Here is a 14,640-nt window from a genome sequence, read left to right on the forward strand (position 1 = left end):
CGGGTATAATCGGGCTCGACACGCAGAGGAGAACTGGATGCAGGAACTTGCCGGCCATTTGGCACACACCCTTCGCACGCTGCGCGCACAGCGCGGTTGGAGCCTGACTCAGGCGGCGGAATACACCGGCGTCAGCAAGGCGATGCTCGGGCAGATCGAACGCGGCGAATCCAGCCCGACGGTGGCGACGCTGTGGAAGATCGCCACCGGTTTCAACGTGGCGTTCTCCGCTTTTCTCGAAGCCTCCCCCGCGCAGCAGCAGGCGACGCTGCACCGCTACGGCGATCTGCCGGTGTACGATCAGGACAACGCCGACATGCGCGTGGTGCCGCTGTTTCCCTACGATCGCCAACTGGGTTTCGATATGTTCGTCATCGATCTTGCGCCGGGCGCGCTCAGCGAGTCGTCGCCCCATGAGCCGGGCGTGATCGAGCATGTGATCGTGATCAGCGGCCGGTTGGAGTTGGCGATAGACGGCGAATGGCACAGCCTGGCCGCCGGCGAGGCGATGCGCTTTCAGGCCGATCGGCCGCACGCTTATCGCAACGCCAGTTCACAAACGGTGCGTATCCACGATCTGATCCACTACCCTCAATCCTGACTCAACGCGGCGGCCGTGGGCTTTGACTCCGCGCCGCCAAACGCCTACCTTGTTGAAAATGACGCTTATTTCACAGGCTGTCGCCCACGACGGGGCGGCGTTGCAGCCGACTCAAAAGGAGCTTGATTTTGCCGGTCACCAATCGACGTCAGTTTATTAAACTCAGTGCGCAAACCGCAGGAGCCGTATTCGCGATGACTTCATTACCCAACAGTATCCGCCTGGCGATGGCGGCGGAGGGCGGCGCGGCCGCCGGCGATGAATTCCTGTGGCTGGAAGAGCTGCAGGGTAAAAAAGCGCTGCAATGGGTGCAGCAGGAAAATCAGCGCACCGTGGCGCGTTTCGGCCAGGGCGAAGACTTTCAGCGCATTGAGCGCGAGGTGCTGGATATCCTCAATAAAGACACCCAGATCCCGTGGGTGAGCAAGCGCGGCGAGTATTATTACAACTTCTGGCAGGACCAGGCCAACCCGCGCGGCCTGCTGCGGCGCACCACGCTGGACGAGTACCGCAAGGCCAAACCGGCCTGGGAAACGGTGCTGGATATCGATGCGTTGGGCAAGGCGGAGGGCAAGGATTGGGTTTATCAGGGCTCGCAGCCGCTGGCGCCGGAATACCGCTATTGCCTGATGCAGCTGTCGCCGGACGGCGGTGACGCCACCGAAATCCGCGAATTCGATCTGGTGGCCAAACGCTTCGTCAAGGACGGCTTCAACGTGCCGGTGGCGAAAAGCCGGGTTTCCTGGGTCGATCGGGACACGCTGTTCATCGCCACCGATTTCGGCCCCGGCTCGATGACCCAGTCCGGTTACGCGCGCATCGCCAAACGCTGGCGGCGCGGCACGCCGCTGAGCGCCGCCGAAACGCTGTACGAAGCGCAGCCTGAGGACATGGCGGTCTTCGCCTATCACGATCGCACGCCGGGCTTTGAGCGCGATTTCGTCGGCCGCAGCCTGGATTTCTATCGCCGCGACTACTTCTTGCTGGCTAAGGACGGCCGGCAGATCAAAATCGACATCCCGGCCGACGCCGAGCTGGATACGCACCGTGAATGGCTGCTGATTAAACCGAGCAGCGACTGGGAGGTGGGCGGCAAGCGTTATCTGTCCGGCGCGCTGCTGGCGGCCAACTTCGATGACTATCTGGCGGGCAAGCGCGAGCTGCAGCCGCTGTTTACCCCAACGGCGGAGCAGGCGCTGAGCGGCTACAGCGGCACCCGCGATCATCTGATCCTCAGCATCATGGATAACGTGGTCAACCGGCTGGAAGTGCTGACGCCGAAGGGCGGCAGCTGGCAACGTCGCCCGCTGGGCAACCCCGGCGCCATCAGCACCCTTTCCGCCGGCGGCATCGACGAAGAGAGCAACGCCTATTTCCTGACCGTCAGCGGGTTCCTGCAGCCGACCTCGCTGTACATGGGCAATCTCGACGGCGGTGAGGCGACGCTGCTGAAACAGGCGCCGCAGGATTTTGACGCGTCAGGCTACCAGGTGAGCCAGCATTTTGCGCGTTCCAAGGACGGTACCCGCGTGCCGTATTTCCAGATTGCCGCCAAAGATCTCAAATCGGGCGGCAGCACGCCGACGCTGCTGTATGGCTACGGCGGGTTTGAAGTGCCGCTGCTGCCGGGCTATCTCGGCGGCAAGGCGCCGGCCTGGCTGGAGCGCGGCGGGGTGTACGTGGTGGCCAACATCCGCGGCGGCGGCGAATACGGCCCGGCCTGGCACCAGGCGGCGCTCAAGCAGAATCGCCATCGCGCCTACGAGGATTTCGCCGCCGTGGCCGAAGATCTCATCGCACGCAAGGTGACCTCGGCGCCGCATCTGGGGGCGCGCGGCGGCAGCAACGGCGGCCTGTTGGTGGGCAATATGCTGACGCAGTATCCACAGCTGTTCGGCTGCATCGTCTGCGAAGTGCCGCTGCTGGACATGCAGCGCTATACCCAGCTTTCCGCCGGCGCGTCGTGGATCGCCGAATACGGTGACCCGAGCAAGCCGGAGCAGTGGGCTTATATCAAAACCTTCTCGCCGTACCACAACATTCAGGCGAAAACGGCCTATCCGCCGGTGCTGTTCTATACCGCGACCAGCGACGATCGGGTCAACCCGGCCCACGCCCGCAAAATGGCGGCGCGCATGCAGGCGATGGGGTATCAGCAGGCTTATTTCTACGAGAATACCGAAGGCGGGCACAGCGCCGCCGCCGACAAGCAACAGGCGGCATTCCACAGCGCATTGGTGAGCGAGTTCATGTGGGCCAACCTGAGCGGCAAACTCAAGTCAGCGTAAGCCTTTTTCTTGCAGGCATAAAAAAACACCGGGGCGTTAACCCGGTGTTTTTATTTACGCTCAATCTGCCGGCGATCAGCGAGCCGCGGTGGCTTCCTGCGCTTTCTGATTGGCGTCTTCGGTAGTGTCCAGCGTCATGCGATACAGCTTCGGCGCGGTCAGCATCATCAGGATAGCGATGACGGCGGTGACGATACCGATCTGCATAAACACATGGCTGTAGATGGCCAGCGAAGCGTGCGCGTCGTTGATGTCGCTCGGGACGGCGGTCAGACCGGCAACCTTACCGGCGATCAGCGCGGCGGCAGCGGTGGTCAGGAACCAGGAGCCCATGATGAAGCCCATCAGGCGCTGCGGCACCAGCTGCGCCACCATCGCCAGACCCAGGCCGGAAATCATCAGCTCGCCGATGCTCTGCAGCGCGTAGCTCAGGATCAGCCAGTTGACCGACACGATGCCCTGTTCGTTGGCGAAGCTGGCGCCCCACGGCAGCACCAGGAAGGCGCAGGAGCAGAGGATCATGCCGAAAGCGAACTTGTGCGGCATCGGCAGGCGATCGCCCATTTTGTTATACAGCGCCGCCAGAATCGGGCTGGCGAGCATGATCCAGAATGGGTTCAGCGCCTGATACTGCTCCGGCTCGAAGGCGACGCCGAAGATGCTGTGTTCCACGTTGTGGATGGCGAAGAAGTTCAGCGAGGTTGGCATCTGGCTGTACAGCACGAAGAACACCACCGCTTCCAGCATCAGCAGGAAGGCGACGATCATCTTGCGGCGAGCGGCGCCGTGCAGGGCGAAGGTTTCCTTGGCGAACACCAGAACGATGCCGGCGGAAACCAGGGCCAGCGCCCAGCGCGCGATCACCTGGTTGTGCAGCAGCCAGCTGGACACGGCGATCAACGCCACGATGCCGACCAGCACCATCAGCAGTTTCGGCAGATGCAGCGGCTTGAAGTCAGGCTTGGAACCGTTTTCCTTCACCCACTTGCGGCACATCATAAAGTTGACCAGGGTGATCAGCATGCCGACCACGCTCAGCGAGAACGCCACGCTCCAGCCGTATTTCGCCGCCAGCCACGGAGTGGCCAGCATAGAGAAGAAGGAGCCGATGTTCACCGACATGTAATACATGGTGAAGGCACCGTCGAGACGCGGATCGTCTTTCTCATAGCAGGTGGACAACAGAGAGGACGGGTTGGCCTTGAACAGACCGCTGCCCACGGCGATGGTCGCCATGCCCATGTAGACCCAGAAGATGTCGTGGCCGGAGTAAGCCACCATGGCGTAACCGGCGGCCAGCACCAGCGCGCCGAGCACGATCACGCGTTTGGCGCCCAGCACTTTGTCGCCCAGCCAGCCGCCGATGGCGACGAAACCGTATACCAGGGCGCTGAAGGAAGAGAACAGGGTGATGGAGTCGGCTTCGCTCATGCCGAGCATCTTGACCAGATAAACCGCCATGATGCCCTGCAGGCCGTAGTAGCCGAAACGCTCCCACAGTTCGATCGAGAAGATCAGATAGAACGCTTTCGGTTGTTTGAACGCGTTAAGGCTAACGCTCTCCGGATGTTGGTTGTTTGCTGTTGACACTGGTACCTCTGTTTTTTCGCAGCCCGTCTTTGGAGGACGGGAAAGTACAAAAGTTGATGCGGAACGGCATCCTTTTGCGTTGTTATAGGATGGGGACGGCGGTTAATGTTCACTATCTTTGTCAACGAGGCAAGCAGTTTGTCATATTCGGTTACATTTAACGCCCACAGGATTATGCCGCGATGTTGCAAATGTTATGCAGTATTAACTTTCGGGTTTTAATGGTTTGCCGATTTTTTGTTTTGATTAAAAGCTATACGAATTTTAAACAGGGATATATTCTGCTGAATTGCTATTTTTTAGCGCATCCGTGTAGGTGAGGTTATTAATCCGTTGGAATGTTGTGTATATGGCGCGTTTTGTAAAATTATAGAAATTTGGGAAAACGGTACTGGCATTTGTGAACGCCTTGTGATCCTGAAAGCGTGACGTTCACCGCAATTTTCGACTAATTTTTCGCTTGAAAATAACACGGCACTGAGTTTTTCACTGAAAACCTCGAAATTGCCGGGGTTACTGCTGCGCGATATCACATTTCCGATAAAAAAGAGGCGCTGGCGGGGGGAGAGGTGGCGACGGGTGCGGTTTGCCGCACCCAATAGACTCAGGATTCCGGATAAACCTTTTCTTTATACTCGCACAGGTCTTCGATAATGCAGGAGCCACAGCGCGGTTTGCGCGCGATGCAGGTATAGCGGCCGTGCAGGATCAGCCAGTGGTGGCAATCGACCTTGAATTCGGCGGGCACCACCTTCAACAGCTTCTCTTCCACCTGATCGACGTTCTTGCCTGGCGCGAAGTGAGTGCGGTTGCACACCCGGAAGATGTGGGTGTCCACGGCGATGGTCGCCCAGCCGAAGGCGGTATTGAGCACCACGTTGGCGGTCTTGCGGCCGACGCCCGGCAGCGCTTCCAGCGCGGCGCGATCTTCCGGCACTTCGCCGCCGTGCAGCTCCAGCAGCATGCGGCAGGTTTTGATCACGTTTTCGGCCTTGCTGTTGAACAGGCCAATGGTCTTGATGTACTCCTTGACGCCATCAACCCCCAGCGCCAGCATGGCGGCGGGGGTGTTGGCGACCGGATAAAGCTTGGCGGTCGCCTTGTTGACGCTGACGTCGGTGGCCTGTGCGGACAGCAATACCGCGATCAGCAGTTCAAACGGCGTAGTGTACACCAGCTCGGTGGTCGGGTGCGGGTTGTTGTCGCGCAGCCGGGTCAGAATTTCCAGTCGCTTCTGCTTGTTCATCAGGCCTTCTCAGCACGTCCTTGTTCCAGCAGCGGTTCCACCGCCACGGCGCGGGCTTTGCGCGCCTTCATTTTTTCGTCGATCAGATACTTGACCGCCAGCAGCAGCCCCAGGCCGATAAAGGCGCCCGGCGGCAACATGGCCAGCAGGAAGGGGCTGTCGAAATGCACCACTTCGATGCGCAGCGACTTGGCCCAGCTGCCCAGCAGCTGGTCGGCGCCATCGAACAGCGTGCCATTGCCCAACAGTTCTCGCATCGAGCCCAGCGTCACCATCACGCCGGTGGCGCCGAGGCCGATTGCCAGACCGTCCAGCGCCGAGAGGCCGACCGGTTTTCGCGCCGCCACCGCTTCGGCACGGCCGACCACGATGCAGTTGGTCACGATCAACGGAATAAAGATCCCGAGCGACTGATACAAACCGAAGGCATAGGCGTTGATCAGCATCTGCACGATGCTCACCACCGCGGCGATGATCATCACGTAGATCGGAATACGCACTTCGCTCGGCACCCAGCGGCGCACCGCGGAAATCGAGGCGTTGGTCAAGACCAAAACCAGGGTGGTGGCCAACCCCAGGCCGAGCGCGTTGGTGACGGTGGAGGTCACCGCCAGCAGCGGGCACATGCCCAGCAGCTGCACCAGGGCGGAGTTGTTCTTCCACAACCCCTGGACGATCAATTCTTTGGCTTCACTCATTCGGCGGCTCCACACGCAGGTAAGCTTTCAAGTTTAGGCGGCAGCGTTTCCATATACAACGCCGTGCGGCGCACTGCATTGACCACCGCACGCGGTGTAATGGTGGCGCCGGTGAACTGATCGAACATACCGCCGTCTTTCTTCACCGCCCAGCGCTTATCGTCCGGGCCTTCGATTTTCTTGCCGCTGAAGAAGGAAATCCAGTCGGAAATGCGCAGTTCGATTTTGTCCCCCAGCCCCGGTGTTTCGTGGTGTTCAATCACGCGGGTGCCGAGCACCGTGCCGTTGAAGTCGGCGCCGACCAGCAGCTTGATGGCACCAGAGTAGCCGTCCGGCGCGGTGGTTTCCAGCGCGGCGGCGGTCGGTTGCCCGTTTTTGCGCGCCAGGTACAAGCGGTGCGGCGCGCCATCGCCCAGCGCCGGATCGCTGACCAGGAAGCATTCGTTCTGCATAATGTTGCCGTAGTTTTCCGGCGGCACCACCTGATCGAGCAGCGCTTTTTGCTGCAGCGCCGCCTGATGGGCGATGGTGCCTTTCGTCAAGGTATAGACCACGGCGGTCAGGCCGGTGGTGACCGCCGCGAACACCGCCAGCGTGGTGCCGTGCTTTCTCATGGAATTCAGCATGGCGGCTCCTTAGCGATGGCCGTACACGCGCGGCTGCGTGTAGTGGTCGATTAACGGGACGGTGATATTGGCCAACAGCACGGCGAAAGCCACGCCGTCGGGGTAGCCGCCATAGACGCGGATCAGCCAGGCCAGCACGCCGATCAGCGCGCCGTAGATCAGGCGGCCCTTCGGCGTGGTGGAGGCGCTGACCGGATCGGTGGCGATAAAGAACGCGCCCAGCATGCTGGCGCCGGAGAACAGGTGGATCAGCGGCGAAGCCTGATGCGCCGGATCGATCCACCAGGCAAGGCCGGAGCAGAAGGCGATGGCGGCCAACATGCTGAAAGGGATTTGCCAATGGATCAGGCGCCGCGCCAGCATAAACAGGCCGCCGGCCAGGAAGCCGAGGTTGACCCATTGCCAGCCGATGCCGGCCAGCGCGCCGCCGAACAGCGGCTGCTGTAACACCTGTTCCACGCTGTGGCCGCTGCGCAGGCCGGTTTTGAAGCCGTCGAGCGGCGTGGCCTGACTGATGCCGTCCACGCCCATCTGCAATTCGTGCAGCGTCGCGCCTTGCGAGGTATGGCCGCTGAAAATGGCCAGCAGCGTGTCGTGGAGCGACAGCGCGGTGGCGCGCAGCTCATCCGGCGGCAGCCAGCTGGTCATCTGTACCGGGAAGGAGATCAGCAGCACCACGTAACCGACCATCGCCGGGTTGAACGGGTTCTGCCCGAGGCCGCCGTACAGCTGCTTGGCGATGACGATGGCGAAGAAGGTACCGATAACGATCATCCACCACGGGGCCAGCGGCGGCAGGCTGATGCCGAGCAGCAGCGCGGTCAGCAAAGCGGAGTTATCCGCCAGCCGGCTGCGCACCGGCAGCTTGCGCAGCCTGAGGATCGCGCCTTCTGCGGCCAGCGCGACGATCGCCGCCAGCGCCACCTGGATCAATACGCCGTAGCCGAAGAACCAAATCTGCGCCGCGATGCCGGGAATGCACGCCAACATCACCCACAGCATGATGCGGCTGGTGCTTTGCTGGTTGTGGGTGAACGGCGAGCTGGCGATGTGTAAGCCTTTGGCGGCTGTGGGTGATACCGGCCTGAACTTCATAGAGTAACGATACCTTCTGCGCCGCGCCTGCGGCAGTTTCGATGCGCCGTTCTGAAGGCGCGGCAAAAATGATAGCCGAGCATTCTACCTGATTCGATGCGAGGGTAATACGCCTTAATAATAGGGGTATTCAGCTTTCCGCACATCTGGCGATCGGGACGGCGCGATTTGATTTTTTTTTGGCCGGAAAATGGGCTAACGTGAGGAATTGTCAGTGGAACTTGTGCCGCCATCGACCGCAATAAATGGGTTAACCGTATGAATGAAATATCATTTTTCACCAGATTTCCGCACAAAATAACAACTTTCACATAATCCGTGTAGGTTACTATCGCGAACATTATTGAGTCAGTGAACCCATAATAATGACAAATGAAGACATTTTTTTTATTGAAGAGCTAATTGAGTGGGTGGAGATACATCTGGAGAAACGGCCAAACCTGGATGAAGTCGCGCGTATTTCGGGCTATTCCAAGTGGCATCTGCAGCGTAAATTCAAGCGTATTACCGGCATTCAACTCGCCACCTACATCCGTTCGCGCATCCTGACGCGCGCCGCGGTGGCGCTGCGCATTACTCGTCGCTCCATCATCGACATTTCCGATGAGCTGGGCTTCGACTCTCAGCAGACCTTTACCCGCATGTTCAAGCAGCGCTTCGGCACCACGCCCAATCGCTACCGTTCGATGACGCACTGGGACGTGAAAAACCTGATGCCGCGCTTTAACTTCGAAGCCAGCTACGGCGCCGGTTATTACCCGGAAGTGAAGCGGCTGACGCTGCCCGACATGCAGTTGGTCGGTTTCACGCGCCGGCTGGATTTCGCCTCCGAACAGGAGCTGGAGTACTCTTCCTGCATGGCGATGAAGGACGAGATTTTCAACGACTTCTTCAAGGGGCTGCACGTCGACTGTCGGCGGATTTACAGCATCTACTCCCCTCATGCCGGGGAGGGCGACGAGCTCTCATCCACGCTGGTGATGGCGGTCGATCCTGAACACAAAAAAGATATTCTTTCCAACTATCAAATCGACACTTTCCATCTGCCGAGCCGCGAGTTTATCTCCATCAACCATAAGGGTTCGGCGAAAGAGTGTTTGCAGTTTTTCGGCTACCTGATGTCGCATGTGATGCCGGGGCTGAAGGATGAAGTGCGCGGCAGTATGGAAATGGAGATCATTCAAACCAAAGAGTGGAATCCGGAATCCAAACTGCGCCAGATTGATGTGGATTACACCTACCTGATCTCTATCGATTAAACGGCGCCGGCGTCAGCCAGGCGCCGCTGTCATCATTTGTCTTCCGTTTCCGCCGCCAGCGATTCCCTGGCGGCTTTTTTGGCTTTGGCGCGGGCGATAGCCGCCGCGACCGCCGCCTTGCGCGGATCTTCCTCGGCGGTTACCGGCGCCGTTTCGGCCGCTGCAGGGGCGTCCGCCTGCTGCGCCGCTTTCTTGGCTTTGGCGCGGGCGATAGCTGCCGCGACCGCCGCCTTGCGCGGGTCTTCTTCGGCGGCTGCCGGCGCCGTTTCCGCCGGTGCAGGGGCATCTGCCTGCTGCGCCGCTTTCTTGGCTTTGACACGCGCCAGAGCGGCAGCAACCGCCGCCTTGCGCGGATCTTCTTCGGCGCTTGCCGGAGCCGGTTCCGCTGCGGCTGGGGTATCTGCCTGCTGCTCTGCCTTTTTGGCTTTGACGCGCGCCAGGGCGGCAGCAACGGCCGCTTTACGCGGATCGTCCTCTGTTGCCGCCGGGGCGGCGTTGTCTGCGGCCGGCGCTTCCTTGCGCGCTTTCACGCGGGCCAGCGCCGCGGCCACGGCGGCTTTGCGCGCGTCGTCGCCGGAGGCCGCCGGTGGCGCCTCTTTTTCCGCCTCGGCCGCCAACTGGGCGCGGCGTTCACGCGCCTGCGCTTTACGCGCTTCGCGGGCGGCGATCATTTCGCTGTTATCCGGCTGCTGGCCGTCGACCGGCGTGACCGCCGCTTCGGCATTTTTGCTGCGCACGCGCGCCAACGCGGCCTGCACCGCACCCTGATCGTCGTCGGTCAGTTTGACGGCGGCTTTTTTGTGCCGCTCTTCGCGCGCCAGCTTCTCGCGCTCCAGGCGGGCCAGCTTGGCTTCGTAACGCGCCTTGGCCTCGGCGGCGCGCGCCGCTTCCAGATCGATAGCCTTGATCTCGGCCTTTTCCTGACGGTAGTACTGCACCAGCGGGATGTTGCTGGGGCAGACGAACGCGCAGGCGCCGCATTCAATGCAGTCGAACAGGTTATGGTTGCGCGCCTTGTCGTGCTCCTGCCCACGGCTGAACCAGTACAGCTGCTGCGGCAGCAGCCCGGCAGGGCAAGCGTCTACGCACAGGCCGCAGCGGATGCAGGACTGCTCCGGCTCCTGCGGTGTCATTTCATCGACCGTCGGCGCCAGAATGCAGTTGCTGATCTTGACGATCGGCACGTTCAGCGCAGGCAGGGTGAAGCCCATCAGCGGGCCGCCCATGACCACCATCTGCTGCGCCTGCGGGCGGAAACCGGCGAAGTCAAGCAGGTGCTGCACCGGCGTGCCGATGCGCGCCCACAGGTTGCCTGGGCGCTCGATCGCGTCGCCGGTCAGGGTCACTACGCGCTCAATCAGCGGTTCACCGTCGACGATCGCTCGCTTGATGGCGAAGGCGGTGCCGACGTTTTGCATCAATACGCCGATGGCGGAGGAGTGCTTGCCGTGCGGCACTTCCTTGCCGGTCAGGATCTTGGTCAGCTGTTTGGCGCCGCCGGACGGGTATTTGGTGGGGATAATGCGTAGCGCAATGCCGGACTGGCCGCGCAACGCCTGCTTCAGCGCCGCGATCGCCTCCGGTTTGTTGTCTTCAATGCCGATCAGCGTGACCTTGGGTTGCAGAATATGTTGCAGGATCTGCGTGCCTTCAACGATCTGATCGGCATGTTCCTGCATCAGGCGATCGTCGGCGGTGATGTAAGGTTCGCACTCGGCGGCGTTGAGGATCAGCGTTTCCACGCCGCTCATGCCGCCCTGCAGCTTGCTGGCGGTTGGGAAACCGGCGCCGCCCAGACCGGCGATGCCGGCCTGATGAATACGTTGAATCAGATCCGCGGCGGGCGCTTGGCGGTAGTCAGCCACCGGATCGCGCTCGCACCAGCGGTCTTCGCCGTCCGCCTCGATAATCACGCACAGCTCCGTCAGCCCGGAAGGGTGCGCGGTGATGTGCGGCGTGATGGCGCTGACGGTGCCCGACGTGGGGGCGTGAACCGGCACGGTGCGGCCGCGGCCGACGGTCAGCGGCTGGCCTTTCAACACCCGATCGCCGGCATTGACGCACAGCTCGCCTTCCGGCCCCAGATGCTGCTGCAGCGGAATGATAAAGGTCTTGGGCAGGGGAGCGACACGCAGCGGCGCACCGCTGGACTGCGTTTTCATTTCCGGCGGATGGATCCCGCCGTTGAAATCCCAGATCCGGTCTTTTTTAAAGGCGGCGAACAGATTAAGCATGTTGCTCCACGTGGATCACTTGCACCGGGATCGTCTTCATGTCCCACTTCCAGTTGGCGGTGGTGGTGGCGACCGGTCTCATTTCAATACAGTCGGTAGGGCAAGGGGCGACGCACAAGTCGCAGCCGGTGCAGAGGTCGGTGATGACGGTGTGCATGGCGCGGGTGGCACCGACGATGGCGTCCACCGGGCAGGCCTGAATGCACTTGGTGCAGCCGATGCAGTTGGCCTCGTCGATATAGGCCACTTTACGCTCCGGCTCGGCGGCGGCTTCGCTGCCCAGCGGCTGCGGCTCGACGTTGAGCAGCTCCGCCAGTTTCAACATCACCTGTTCGCCACCCGGCGCGCATTTGTTGATCATCTCGCCGTTGGCCACCGCCTCGGCGTAGGGGCGGCAACCGGGGTAGCCGCACTGGCCGCACTGGCTCTGCGGCAGGATCGCGTCGACCTGCTCGGCGACCGGATCCTCCTCCACCTCAAAACGGCGCGCGGCGTAGCCCAGCACCAGTCCGAACAGCAGCCCGAGCGCGCTTAAAGCCGCGATAGCTATCCACAACGCAGTCATTAGAATTTCACCAGCCCGGTAAAGCCCATAAAGGCCAGCGACATCAGCCCGGCGGTGATCAGTGCGATCGAGGAGCCGCGAAACGGCGCCGGCACGTCGGCGACCGCCAGACGTTCGCGAATGGCGGCAAACAGCACCATGACCAGCGAGAAACCGGCGGCGGCGCTGAAGCCGTACACGGCGGACTGCAGGAAGTTGTAGCCGAGGTTAACGTTAAGCAACGCCACGCCCAGCACCGCGCAGTTGGTGGTGATCAGCGGCAGGAAGATGCCCAGCAGGCGGTAGAGCGCCGGGCTGGTCTTGCGCACCACCATCTCGGTGAACTGCACGACGACGGCGATCACCAGAATGAAGGAGAGCGTGCGCAGGTACACCAGATCCAGCGGAACCAGAATAAAGGTGTTGATCACCCAGGCGCTGACGGAGGCCAGCGTCATGACGAAGGTGGTGGCCATTCCCATGCCGATGGCGCTTTCCAGCTTCTTGGAAACGCCGAGGAACGGGCACAGGCCAAGAAACTTCACCAGAACGAAGTTGTTCACCAGTACGGTGCCGACAAACAGGAGCAGGTATTCGGTCATTGCGATGCCTAAAAAAATAAAAGCCGCCTATTATCGGGAATCGGCGGCCGGACGACAACATATGAATCGCAGGGGTATTGCCTTTTTTGGCGAAAATTTACACAAAACACCCGATAAAACGTGCTGCAACCGCCCTTAACGTTCGGTAAAGGTGCCTTTGACCCGCTGCGAGCGCTTGATGTAAGGCACCAGCAGCGCCGCCATCAGCAGCGGCCAGCCGAGGCTGCGCACCGCCACTTCATCCGGCACCGGCGCGAAGGCGAAGGCTTTCACCGCCAGGAGCACCGTGATCAGCAGCCACAGCAAGAACAGTTTGGGAAAGCGCTGCGAGCGCTGGCAAAACAGCCACAGCAGCCACAGGGTGAAGCACCACATCAAGAGCGTGGTCAGCACCGAAAAGTACCATTGCAGGGTAAACGCCTGGGCGTTGGTCAGCAGATAGTCGCGCGATTCGGGCATGAAGATCGCCATGGCGTACAGGAGCAGCATCAGACTGGCGCTGAGCAGGGTGACGATCAGATAGGCCATCGGGGCCAGCAACCAACCGCCGATACGAGAGTATTCAGCTTGAGACATAAAGGCTTCCTGATTGAAACGGGGATCACAGGCGGCATAGCTTAGCGGGTAATACCGGCTTCGTCATCTCAATCAACCGGATAGCTCGGCATCGCGGCGGGTGGCAGCACGTTTGGCTACTCGACGCCGTATTAAGCCCGCTTCAAATTAACATCTCATTTACTTCTTGTTCCATCCGGCCGCATGGTGTCAAATCGAAAGGTCTGTCGTGAGCCTGCAAGAGGAAATCCCATGGCTGAGAAAATTCGTGTCGGGCTGGTCGGTTACGGTTACGCCGGCAAAACCTTTCATGCGCCGCTGATCGCCGGTACGCCGGGGTTGGAGCTGGCTGCCGTCGCCAGCAGCGATGCCGGCAAAGTGCACGCCGACTGGCCGTCGATGGCGGTGGTGGGCGATGCGCAGGCGCTGTTCGCCGATCCCACCCTCGATCTGATCGTGATTCCCACTCCCAACGACACCCACTTCCCGCTGGCGCAGCAGGCGCTGGCCGCCGGCAAGCATGTGGTGGTGGATAAACCGTTTACCGTGACATTGTCACAAGCGCAGGCGCTGCAACAGCAGGCGCAGCAGAGCGGTTTACTGCTGTCGGTGTTCCACAACCGCCGCTGGGACAGCGACTTCCTTACCTTGAAAGCGCTGCTGAATGAGGGCGCGCTGGGCGAGGTGGTGTATTTCGAGTCGCATTTCGATCGCTACCGGCCGCAGGTGCGCCAGCGCTGGCGTGAACAGGGCGGCGTCGGCAGCGGCATCTGGTACGATTTAGGGCCGCATTTGCTCGATCAGGCGCTGCAGTTATTCGGCAAGCCCGACCGGCTGTTCGTCGATCTGGGGGAATTGCGGCCGGGCGCGCAGGCGGTGGATTATTTCCACGCGCTGCTGAGCTATGGCAATCGCCGCGTGGTGCTGCACGCCAGCATGCTGGCGGCGGCGGAGAGCCCGCGCTACGTGGTGCACGGCACCCGCGGCAGCTATATCAAATACGGCCTGGACCCGCAGGAAGACCGGCTGAAGGCCGGCGAGCGCCTGCCTCAGGCCGACTGGGGCTATGACATGCGCGACGGCGTGGTGACGCTGTCACGTGGCGATCTGCTGGCGGAGCAACCGCTGCTCAACATTCCCGGCAACTACCCGGCCTATTACGCCGCGGTGCGCGACGCGATCGCCGGCATCGGCGAAAACCCGGTGCCGGCCGCCGACGCCATCGCGGTGATGGCATTGATCGAACTGGGGCTGGAATCGGCCCGGCTGCAGCAGGCGCTGCCGGTGGTCTGAGCCCGTCCA

The 14,640-nt window shown here is 61.2% G+C and carries 13 protein-coding genes; 4 read left to right on the forward strand and 9 right to left on the reverse strand.

Annotated elements, in window-relative coordinates:
• The first annotated feature begins 37 nt into the window (after positions 1-37).
• Positions 38-601, forward strand: a complete 564-nt coding sequence (locus REA38_RS11425) for a helix-turn-helix domain-containing protein (RefSeq protein WP_033638405.1) — start codon at positions 38-40, stop codon at positions 599-601.
• A gap of 194 nt (positions 602-795) precedes the next feature.
• Complete coding sequence (locus REA38_RS11430; protein ID WP_308885874.1) at positions 796-2,889, forward strand: prolyl oligopeptidase family serine peptidase; 2,094 nt, start codon at positions 796-798, stop codon at positions 2,887-2,889.
• A 75-nt stretch (positions 2,890-2,964) separates the two neighbouring features.
• Here the strand turns inward: REA38_RS11430 and dtpA are convergent, their stop codons facing one another.
• The 5 genes from dtpA to rsxD all read right to left on the reverse strand — a co-directional run bounded on the left by dtpA (position 2,965) and on the right by rsxD (position 8,144).
• The gene (dtpA, locus tag REA38_RS11435) at positions 2,965-4,479 is read right to left on the reverse strand and encodes a dipeptide/tripeptide permease DtpA (protein WP_033638407.1); all 1,515 of its coding nucleotides are present in this window, start codon (positions 4,477-4,479) and stop codon (positions 2,965-2,967) included.
• A 604-nt stretch (positions 4,480-5,083) separates the two neighbouring features.
• Positions 5,084-5,725, reverse strand: a complete 642-nt coding sequence (nth, locus tag REA38_RS11440) for an endonuclease III (RefSeq protein WP_019455952.1) — start codon at positions 5,723-5,725, stop codon at positions 5,084-5,086.
• A complete protein-coding gene (locus tag REA38_RS11445; protein WP_308885875.1) occupies positions 5,725-6,423 on the reverse strand; it encodes an electron transport complex subunit E in 699 nt (232 codons plus the stop codon). Before REA38_RS11445 ends, nth begins: the two co-directional genes overlap by 1 nt.
• A complete protein-coding gene (rsxG, locus tag REA38_RS11450; RefSeq protein WP_308885876.1) occupies positions 6,420-7,049 on the reverse strand; it encodes an electron transport complex subunit RsxG in 630 nt (209 codons plus the stop codon). The genes REA38_RS11445 and rsxG overlap by 4 nt, the downstream gene beginning before the upstream one ends.
• Positions 7,050-7,058: 9 nt before the next feature.
• Complete coding sequence (rsxD, locus tag REA38_RS11455) at positions 7,059-8,144, reverse strand: electron transport complex subunit RsxD (protein ID WP_033648202.1); 1,086 nt, start codon at positions 8,142-8,144, stop codon at positions 7,059-7,061.
• Between the two features lie 365 nt (positions 8,145-8,509).
• Between rsxD and REA38_RS11460 the strand changes: the two genes are divergently transcribed.
• Positions 8,510-9,403 (forward strand): helix-turn-helix domain-containing protein, encoded by an 894-nt coding sequence (locus REA38_RS11460; RefSeq protein ID WP_043147394.1) that lies wholly within the window; start codon positions 8,510-8,512, stop codon positions 9,401-9,403.
• A 32-nt stretch (positions 9,404-9,435) separates the two neighbouring features.
• Here REA38_RS11460 and rsxC read toward each other — a convergent pair whose 3' ends face one another.
• The 4 genes from rsxC to REA38_RS11480 form a co-directional block, all read right to left on the reverse strand.
• Complete coding sequence (gene rsxC, locus REA38_RS11465; RefSeq protein WP_308885877.1) at positions 9,436-11,637, reverse strand: electron transport complex subunit RsxC; 2,202 nt, start codon at positions 11,635-11,637, stop codon at positions 9,436-9,438.
• The gene (gene rsxB / locus REA38_RS11470; protein ID WP_004938428.1) at positions 11,630-12,202 is read right to left on the reverse strand and encodes an electron transport complex subunit RsxB; all 573 of its coding nucleotides are present in this window, start codon (positions 12,200-12,202) and stop codon (positions 11,630-11,632) included. Before rsxB ends, rsxC begins: the two co-directional genes overlap by 8 nt.
• Positions 12,202-12,783: an electron transport complex subunit RsxA gene (gene rsxA / locus REA38_RS11475; protein ID WP_004938443.1), complete on the reverse strand. Its 582-nt coding sequence runs from the start codon at positions 12,781-12,783 to the stop codon at positions 12,202-12,204. The genes rsxB and rsxA overlap by 1 nt, the downstream gene beginning before the upstream one ends.
• Before the next feature lie 135 nt (positions 12,784-12,918).
• Positions 12,919-13,359, reverse strand: a complete 441-nt coding sequence (locus REA38_RS11480; protein ID WP_019455945.1) for a DUF2569 domain-containing protein — start codon at positions 13,357-13,359, stop codon at positions 12,919-12,921.
• 231 nt (positions 13,360-13,590) lie between these two features.
• Here REA38_RS11480 and REA38_RS11485 point away from each other — a divergent pair, with 231 nt between their 5' ends.
• Entirely contained in the window at positions 13,591-14,631 is a 1,041-nt protein-coding gene (locus tag REA38_RS11485; RefSeq protein ID WP_308885878.1) for an oxidoreductase, read from the forward strand.
• Positions 14,632-14,640 lie beyond the last annotated feature (9 nt).

The organism is Serratia sp. MF1(2023), from assembly GCF_030954545.1.
Lineage (GTDB): Bacteria > Pseudomonadota > Gammaproteobacteria > Enterobacterales > Enterobacteriaceae > Serratia > Serratia sarumanii.

What these genes read in the sequence shown, in the direction of transcription:
- REA38_RS11425 (WP_033638405.1), top strand. Translation starts at nt 38, where the DNA reads ATGCAGGAACTTGCCGGCCATTTGGCACACACCCTTCGCACGCTGCGC.
- REA38_RS11430 (WP_308885874.1), top strand. Translation starts at nt 796, where the DNA reads ATGACTTCATTACCCAACAGTATCCGCCTGGCGATGGCGGCGGAGGGC.
- nth (WP_019455952.1), bottom strand. Translation starts at nt 5,725, where the DNA reads ATGAACAAGCAGAAGCGACTGGAAATTCTGACCCGGCTGCGCGACAAC.
- REA38_RS11445 (WP_308885875.1), bottom strand. Translation starts at nt 6,423, where the DNA reads ATGAGTGAAGCCAAAGAATTGATCGTCCAGGGGTTGTGGAAGAACAAC.
- rsxG (WP_308885876.1), bottom strand. Translation starts at nt 7,049, where the DNA reads ATGCTGAATTCCATGAGAAAGCACGGCACCACGCTGGCGGTGTTCGCG.
- rsxD (WP_033648202.1), bottom strand. Translation starts at nt 8,144, where the DNA reads ATGAAGTTCAGGCCGGTATCACCCACAGCCGCCAAAGGCTTACACATC.
- REA38_RS11460 (WP_043147394.1), top strand. Translation starts at nt 8,510, where the DNA reads ATGACAAATGAAGACATTTTTTTTATTGAAGAGCTAATTGAGTGGGTG.
- rsxC (WP_308885877.1), bottom strand. Translation starts at nt 11,637, where the DNA reads ATGCTTAATCTGTTCGCCGCCTTTAAAAAAGACCGGATCTGGGATTTC.
- rsxB (WP_004938428.1), bottom strand. Translation starts at nt 12,202, where the DNA reads ATGACTGCGTTGTGGATAGCTATCGCGGCTTTAAGCGCGCTCGGGCTG.
- rsxA (WP_004938443.1), bottom strand. Translation starts at nt 12,783, where the DNA reads ATGACCGAATACCTGCTCCTGTTTGTCGGCACCGTACTGGTGAACAAC.
- REA38_RS11480 (WP_019455945.1), bottom strand. Translation starts at nt 13,359, where the DNA reads ATGTCTCAAGCTGAATACTCTCGTATCGGCGGTTGGTTGCTGGCCCCG.
- REA38_RS11485 (WP_308885878.1), top strand. Translation starts at nt 13,591, where the DNA reads ATGGCTGAGAAAATTCGTGTCGGGCTGGTCGGTTACGGTTACGCCGGC.